The sequence below is a fragment of the Mycobacterium sp. NPDC003449 genome, assembly GCF_053588415.1.
The window spans coordinates 1-9,264 of sequence record NZ_JBSFPX010000245.1 but is presented as its reverse complement, the minus strand read 5'-3'; the positions used below and the strand labels follow the sequence as shown (position 1 = coordinate 9,264).

Annotated in this window: 1 protein-coding gene; it reads left to right on the top strand. The window is 66.9% G+C overall.

The genetic code is table 11. The annotated features are described in order from the left end of the window. Positions 1-3 precede the first annotated feature (3 nt). Positions 4-9,147, top strand: coding sequence for a WXG100-like domain-containing protein (locus ACWDTP_RS35010; RefSeq protein ID WP_450027814.1), 9,144 nt, complete (start codon positions 4-6; stop codon positions 9,145-9,147). Positions 9,148-9,264: the final 117 nt, after the last annotated feature.

The window sequence follows — 9,264 nt, the reverse complement described above, 5'->3', positions numbered from 1 at the left end:
TATCTGGCGGGTAGTAAGTGGCCGCAGGGTGATGAGGACGGGCTGTGGCGTATCGCCGAGCATTGGCATGAGTCGGCGTCGGAGATGTCGGATCTGATTCCGGATCTGGATCGGGTGCGCAACGAGACGATGTCGGTGATCACCGGGCAGACCGCCGATACCGCCGCACAGGAGTTCGCCAAACTCTTCGACGGCGAGTACTCGGTGGACAAGCTGGTCGAGGCAATGTCGGCGTTGGGTGAGACCGCGCGTCAGGCCGGCACCCAGGTCGAGGCGTCCAAGATCGAGATCCTGGTCGGGTTGGCACTGGCCGCCGCGGAGATCCTTTACGCGATCGCGATGGCACCGTGGACGTTCGGGGCCTCGATGGCGTGGATTCCACCGATCGAGGCCCTCACCATGGCCGCGATCCGGGCACTGTTCAACCAATTGCTGCGGGCGTTGGTCCGTCAGGCGGTCGAGGCGTTGACCAAGACCACCGTGTCGCGGTTGCTGCGCGAGGTCGCCCAGCAAAGCGCAGAGGAGGTCGCCGAGGAGCTGATCGTCAACCTGGCGATCCAGCAGTACCAGGTGGACCAGGGCCACAAGGACAACATCGACTGGGACGACGTCGGTACCGCGGCCAAAGGCGCGGCCGCCGGTGGCGCCGCCGCGGGATTGATTCACGGTCCCACGTTCGGGGCGTTGGGCGGTAAACACGGCGAGGGCGGCATCGGGAACGCCTTGGCAGGTTTCGGGGCCGCCTACACCGCCGAGGTCGGCGCCGGGGTGGTCGGGGCGATGGCCGTGGGCGGCAACCTCGACGCGGGCGAGATCTTCGCAGGAGGCGCCCTGGGAGGGATCGCCGGCGGGATCGACAGTTCACACGGCGGCGGCCACGACTCCCCCAACGGCACACCGGGCGGCCTGGGCGGCGACAGCCACGCATTCGACCCCGACACCAAGAACTTCGACGCCAAAGACCCCGACGGCGAGAGTTCCGGCGGCAAGTCAGACGAAAACCGTGCGAACGGACCGGACGGGGACACGAACGACCCACCTCCGCCCTCCGAAGAACACCAGTCCAATGGATCACCCGACGTGCCCAAGAGTTTGCTGTCGCAGGACACTGACAACTCGAATACGGCGGCCACGGGGGCGCCGCAGCCGCAGAATCAGGGCGGCCAGAACGGTTCTCAGCACTCACCAACCGGCGACCAGTCTAATAATGGCGTCAGCCAGAGCGATTCGGGAGCCGAGCAGAACAACCAGAACAGTTCCAAACAATCACCAGGCGGTGGACAATCCAATAGTGCCGGAGGCCAGACCGACCCGGGTGACGGACAGAACAACCATAACAACTCGCAACAGTCACCAGGCGGTGGACACTCGAATAATAGTGCAGACCAAAGCGACTCGAGTACCGGACAGAACGGCCAGAACAGTCAGAACAGCTCGCAACACTCACCAACCAGCGACCAATCGAACAACGGCGCCAGCCAAACCGACCCAGGTGACGGACAGAACAGCCAGAGCGGATCACAACACGCTTCCGGCGGCGGTAACGGTGACCACGGCGGTTCACCGCAGACCACCGGCGATGGAAACACCAATCAAACTGTAAATCAGCATGATTCAGTTGACGGCCAGTCGGCACAGCAGCAGAGCTCCAGCGGCCAGCCTGCCCCGCAGGAGATTTCCGGCAATAACGAGTCACACACCGGCGAACACCACCCCGACGGATCAGAGACCAATTCGTCATCGACACACCACGACTCACAGTCAAATCACACTTCCGACCACGGGCCGGAGCCAACACCGCATCAGACGACCACAACAACAGACACCCCACCGGCACACACCGATACGCCGCCACCCGTCTCGCAGTCACCCGCCAGCAGCCCGACCGAGTCCCCGACAACCGATCACGAGTCAGCGACCCAACCGGCACCACCACCGAACCAAGCGCCGCCCGCCGATCCACAAGTCCACGATGGGGAACCAACATCGGATGGACCACACCAGTTAGACCGACCACCAAGCGACCAGCCCTCACACGTCGGCACATCGCCGTCCGATACCAACGACAATTCCACGGGCCAGCCGCCCTCGTCCCCGACGGAGCCCAGTGCCGGAAACCCGGCGCTGCCCGCCAACACCTCGACCACGCCGCCGCCTGCCACCGCGAGCCCCAGCACCGTAGCTACCCCGCCGCCCACGCCGGCGAACACCCCGGCCACCGGGCCCACCTCGGGCGCCGGGACTCAGCCCGCGACGACACCATCCCCGTCCAATCCATCGTCGTCACCTACAGCGCCAACCAACTCGCCCACCGCACCCAGCACACAGACCGGCCCGACCACGACACCGCCGTCGAACACCGCTGCCGGGCCCGTCCATCCCGGCGCACCCGCCAAGCCGGCATCGGCCGGCCTCAGCACGTCATCGAATTCGACTCCGACAGCCGTGTCCAACATCGCGAGCACCACCGCCGCAGCACCGGCGTCCCGCTCGACAACGCAGGATCAATCCGAGGTCGTCGTGGGGATGGTCTCACCGCCACCGCCACCGCCAACCGGCACGTCGCCCAAGCCGCGGCCCAAAGTCACCAGCGGCGGACCGCCGCCCAGACAACGGCGACCGCAGCGTGATTCGCACACTGACGTCGCCAGCGACGAAACATGGCGACACGACCCCGCCACCACAGCCGACTGGTTCGAGCCACGGAATCCAGTACCACTCAACGATATCGACAACCATCGCGACGAGACGTTCGTGCAGACCGTGGACACCGAGGTCGCCAACGTGCTCACCGACAGCACGCCGACCCGCATGCCCGCGCCGCACACCAACTTGATCAGGTATGACCTGCGGCGCATCGAGGTGGCGCCGAACAAGTTCGTGCAGGAATACACGGTCAGGCTGAGCGTCACGTCGGACAACGACCCCGCCATCGGACCCGACACCGTGACCGATATCCAGGCCAAGGTGAAGGCCGGCGTCGACAGCCTGCTCAACAACGGCAACCGCCTGCCCAGCGGAGACGAGTTCCGCGTCAACGTCGAGTTCACCGACACCGGGCCCCACGCCGAGGTCAAAGTCGGCAACTTCGCGGAGAACACGCAGACCACATGGCGGCCCGACGCCACCGAGAACGTCCTCGCCCACGAAATCCTGCACTACCTCGGCGTACCCGACGAAGGCCGGGACTCGAGGATCGCGCTTCGTCGGCACGCCCAGAACTCCGGGGTGCACGGCAGCGACGGCGGCATGATGGGGCCAGACATTCTGGGCCATGATCCGCGCCTGCGCCCGCGGCACCTATGGACGGTGGAACGCACCGCCAACAGCCAGATCCCGGTGCTCACATTCCTACTCACCACGGCCGACAATGCGCGAGCACCTTTGCCGCCCAAAGTGTTCAACGTGGACGATCAGCCGAACGAGACCTCCCGCGCACCCAAGCGCGGCCGATCGAGTCCAAGCCCCGAACCGAACTCGCCCTCCACCGCTCCGCCGAAGCGGCCGAGAGTCGACAACCAGGACCACTCCGAGCGGTCCGGCGATGACGACGTGTCGGACATCGACATGGACGCGGACACGCGGCTGGAAACCGTTGAGGAAGACGCCCGGCAACGCGATGTTGACCCCCATCCGCAGGGTGCCCCGCACTCCGACGCCGAGCCGGAATCGGACAACGAAGACGAATTCTTCGACGCGCCAACAGGATTGGAGGTCGACGAGCAGGATAGCCCCGCCACGCCACCCGCCGTCGAGCCGGAATCCGACAGCGAAGACGAATTCTTCGACGCACTAACCGGATTGGAGGGCAACGAGCAGGCGCCATCCACCACCGAACAGACACCACCCACACAAACCCCACCCACCACCGAACAGACACCACCCACCAATCCGCAACTGCCGGCGCGATCGGGGCCGGACCTGGTGCTCGGGGGCATGGACGTGGTCGAGCGCTTCGATTCGGGCAACGAAAGCCTGGACCAGGTCCGAAGATTGGTGACCGAACACGGCGGGCAGAAGACCTGGGACGACAACCGTGAGCGTCTGACCGCGTTGTTCTCCGACGACGGGCTCAAGCCGAAGGTGCCCGGTATGTTGCGGGGCGGCAAGCCGGTCAGTCAGGTGGTCGAACTGGGGTTCGGACGAACCCTGAGCCTCGACCTTCGGCTGGACGGGTCCCCGGACGCATCCTCGTTGCGATTCAAGGAGAACGTCGGGGAGTACGAGTTCGAGCACAGCTCCGATCCGAGCAGCGTCATCGGGTCGTTCGACGAGGGCCGCCGCACCTACGTCGCGGGTGCGCAGGCCGGCCTCACCCACCCCAACGCAAGCCACACCATGGGCCTGTTCGGAGTGCGCGAGCATCAGTGGTCGGATTCCACGCAGCGCACCGACCGACAGATCAGCGGCGGCCAGACGACCGAACCAGGCACGCGTTTCGAGGGCGACATCCGGGCCGTGGTCGCGTATCGGCTGAGCGGCCCCGTGAACCTCGGGACCGGTTCCGGCAGGAATGGCAGTCTCCCGCCGGTGTCGTTCCACACCGAAGTGACGGTTCCCACGCGGGCCGTCACCGACGGGGCCGGCCCCGCCGCGGCATCCGATGGGCCTCCGCGGGTGACGAACTCCCGCGCACTGACCGGATCCGACGTGGTGACCAATCTGCAATTGCTTCCGGACGCCGTGGGACCCCATCGCGGACCTCAGTCCACCACGGAATTCGTTACGAGCCCGCCGATGCGCACCGCATTCGAATCGGCCTACGGCAAGCGGGGCGACCGGGCGATGAACGAGGTCGACGACTGGATGAGCGTCGAACTGCTGCAGGCCAACCTGCACGGAATGACCAACAAGCAACCGCTGGTGCGCCATCTCGAGGGCATTCCCGGTGGCCGGGTGGAGGTGCACGCATTCGTCGAATCGCTCGGCACTCCCCCGAATACCACGCCGGCATTCGGTGAGCAGACCTCGAACTCTGAGAACCCACGAATGCGCGCCACCGGGGAGACCAGCAAGACCGAATTCCACTACGGCACCGAGACCGATTCGGCCACGACGCGGCAAGATCAAATCACCTACACCGCCCAGCTTCCGCTGCCCGGACGTACTCGCGGGCAGGGCGGTCCGCCCACCGGAGAAGTGGTGGGAGGTTTGGACGGCGGACTGAACGTGGGCCGCAGCACCAATGAGGTGACCGGCTCGCAGTTCCGCAATCGCAGCACGCTGAAGAACCCGGTGGCCGGTCAGTCGTGGAATGGGCAGGTCCGGTTGCGGTTCGTCATGCATGGCCCCGGCTCGGTCTCACCCACGCAGCCCAACGGTGCCTTCAAGGGCGCGGTACACGAGACGCGGGCCGAGTTCGACGCTCTGATCGAGAAGTCCGAGACCACCCCGACGACCGATTACCGCGACACACAGGTGCATGCGCCACCCGCGCGCATCTGGGGCCGGAGTGGACCATCCGCTGAACACAATTCCTCGACACGCCGGTCACGGTGGAAGTTGGGCTCGACAAGCCGCCCGGTGGCCACACCGGGCGACGGGGCCGCGCCCACGCCGCGCGAGCGGGGGGAGCGCGAGCCGCTGGCCGGGCTGGGCAGCATGGATCGAGTCACCAACCTCGATCTCAGCGGATTCCACGGACTGGTCGACTCGATGGGACACCGAGCATTCGGCCGCAAGTGGAACGAGGTGCGCCCGACCGTCACGGCCGCCGCTCACCTCAATCGCATCCGTGCCGGACTGCCGGGCATGACTCAGCACAGCCCGCTCACCAGTACCGAACTGGCCGGACCGGGGTCGTCGAGCACGTTGGCGCTCACCGCCGACATCGAGAACCTGACCTACCGCCGCACCATCGACAAGGTCTTGTCCTCGCCCAGCATGGAGAGCACCGAGGGGTCGACCACCACGACGGTCAGCACCAAGCAGATCGCGGGGCAGGCCGCGTTGGGTGGACGCGGTGGCGACGTGGCAGGGGCACCCGTGCTCGGCGAAGCCATCGCCGGGGCCAATCAGACCACCCGTGAGGGCAACCGGGTCCGCGAACAGCAGCGCACGGTGGTGCAGACCAAGTTCGAACAACCCATGGCGATCTTCGACGGCTGGGTTCGCATCGACGGTACGATGACCGGTCCCAAGGCCACCGTGCACGAATCGGGTCTGTTCCCCGTCGAGATCGCGATTCCACTCACTGAACTGCAGGGATCGCGCACCCACGATGCGGTGCTGCCGCCCACCTTCGACAGGTCCAACCCCGCCGGATTCGTCGAAGCACCCCCGGCGGTACCCGAATCTACTCCGGCCGCAACGACTTCCACGCTGACTCAACCCACACCCCATTCGGACGCCGACGTCGCAGCACGTAGGCAGCAGATCTCCGGCACTGCCTTCACCAACAAGCCCGGTTCATCGAAGGGCCCGTGGTGGTCCACGTCGCAGGCCAGGACCACCTCGGCGCCTCCGCCGCGCACGTCGAACGACCCACCGCTGGATGACATCGCCGATCGGGCACCCGAGGCGAATCCGGCCGACGGCGGGTGGCCCCGGAGGGCTCCGGAGGCTACGCCGCTGACGTGGACACCCCCGACGCCGACGACTGAACCCCCCGCGCCCCCGGCGCATGCCCTGCAGGAATCCTGGCATCCCACGGACATGCTGGTCGGGCTGGACCCCGCGAGCGGATTGGCGGAGGCGATTCGGGCCGACCTCGGCCCCGCCCTCGGCAAGGATGTCGACAAGGCCATGCAGGGGGTGACCCAACAGTTCGGCCCGCAGGTGTTGCAGGCCCGCCTGGTCCACCAGTCGGGCCAGCAGTGGAGCCACGACATCGCGGTGACCGGTGGCAAGATCACGGTCAAGGTCAAGGCAATTCGAGAAGCCGGCGCCGAATACGTAGGCCAGTCAGCGAAATTCGAGACCGACCTCTCCATCGAGTCGCAGTCGTCGACCGCCCGTTTGCAGGATGATCTGACCCGCCACGTCGAGGGCGGGCGCCTCGTCGTACCGTTCCCGCACGGCTCGGCGTCGGCTCAGGTCACCCACAGCGGTTCGATACTGCCCAAGTCCGCACCCGCCGCCAGCGGTGATCTCACGACCCCGCGCGCCGAGACCACGGTCACCGACACCGACCACCGGGTTCCGACACGCGTGCGGACCACCGAGGCGAACGACCTCTTCCGGCAACCCATCCGATTCGAGATCAGCTACGAAAAGCACAAGGGTGCCCGGTTGCTGTCGAAAGTGCCTGAGAACGCCGCCGACGTGCGTCTGGCCGGTGTGTTCTCCTACCCGCACACGGCACCTGCCGACAACAGTCAGGCCGGGCGCGAGCCCAGTGCACCCGCGGACGGTCCAGGCATCCGACTCGAACCCGATCATGTCGTCACCGAGGTGCGGCCGCCGGCACCGCAACAATCAGAGCCCCAACAGGCGGCGCCGGCCGCGACCCGCACGCCCACCGAGGACGCGGTGGCGGCACATGTCCTCGATTCGATGACCGAGCCGGGCCGGGAGGTGTTCGGCGACGATTGGCCGGCCGTGCGGGCCGAACTGGCCCAACACGTCGGCACCCGCGCGCTGCACGGCGGACTTGGCGATTACAGCCGTAATGGCGAGAAGACCGTCGAGCTGGATTCGGTCAGAGGCGGCAAGGTCGTGTTGAGTGCGCGAGTGGACGACCTGACTGCCCCGGCGCCAGGGACGGCCAGGGATGCCGAGTTCTACACCGGCGGCCAGACGATTCAGACCACCACCGACACCAACACCAAGATCGACAACTGGGCGGTGACCCTCCAGGCTCAGGGCACCGTGTTGCCCGTCGACGTCGGAGTGAACGCCTCCCTGCTCGGCCGCGTCGACATCAACCGGGCAGCCGACAGCAGCAATACCCGGACCAAGAACTCGGCCACCGGCGAGCTGTTCCGGAAGAAAGCGGCGGCGAACATCCAAGCCGGCACGGCTACGGTGCGCGCCCAGATGAGCTGTCCTGCCGGGCTTTTCGGCCACGGAAGCCGACGTGAGAGCGACGGCGCAGCCAAGATCGATTTCCGGGCCCGGCAGTCAAGTCCGGATGCCGAGCAGCAGCGCTACGAACCGCGGCCGGAAACTCACGATGGGGGCCAACGCGGGCTGCCGCAAGGTGCGATAGTCCGCAAGGTCGTCGACGGCGACCAGTTCCGACACCGGACGCAGGACAACCTCGAGGCGGTGAGCGGAATCGTGGCGTCGCGACTGCGGGATCAGCTCCCCCCGGCACTCAGCGACGTCACGTTGCAGCGGCACCTGCCGGCGATGACGCGCGGTGAGGAAGTCGAACTGTTCCGGGACGGCTCGCTGCGGGTCACCGGCCACGCCGACCTGACCGCGCTGAACAATACCGGCGCCGAGAGCAACGGCGGGATGAGGAACCTCCTCAACGAGGTCAATCAGGGCTACTCCCATCAGGATTCGTCCGCGTGGGAGACGGGTCCCCGGTTCATGGCGGGCCCCCACGGCAACCTCGGCGATGTCTTGCGCGGGAACATCATGTTCGGTGGAGGCGCGTTGGGCCGTAGCCGTCACGGCGCCTCCCACGGGCAGAACGCCAAGGTGTCCGCCAATGCGAAGTTCGCCGGCTCCCATGGCGTCTTCGACGGCGCCGCGACGATCGTGCTGACCGTCCACGACGGCGACTCCTCGCACCCGCTGGCCGGGGTGGACGTGCATGGACCGATGCTGATCCCCACCTCCAGACTCGACCAGGCCGAGACGCCGCCCGCGCCGGCGGACCTTCACACGCCCCCGCCGCAGCCGAACGTCACCCCTCCCCCGCCCCCGCCAAGTGAGCTGCCCGTGGTCAGCACCGGCACGACGGGGGCCCGGTTGTCGACGTCGTCGACTGGACCTGCCGGTCAGCCCGCCGGATCGCCGATCGTCAGGCGCCACCGTCTTCAACGGCTGTTCGGCGGCGGTCGAGGCCCGACCGTCACGCCGGCGAACGGCGCCGACACCGCGGCCGAGGATGTCCGCCCAGCTTCCCCGGGCGCACCGGCGCCGATGATCGAATTGACGGATTTCGGCGCAGGTCTGAGCCTCCAGGGGGCGCTCGATGACAGCTTCGCCCGGTTCGGCGAGCACGATGGCCCGAGGCGACCCGACGCACCGTGACCGCCCGCACGCCGAACACACCTGATGCTCCTATCTTTGTTAAATGTCAAGCGGCGTGGGTGAGCTGGGCGTTTAGCCATTGGCGGTAGTTGTTGGCGAGGGTGTCGTCGCGTTTGA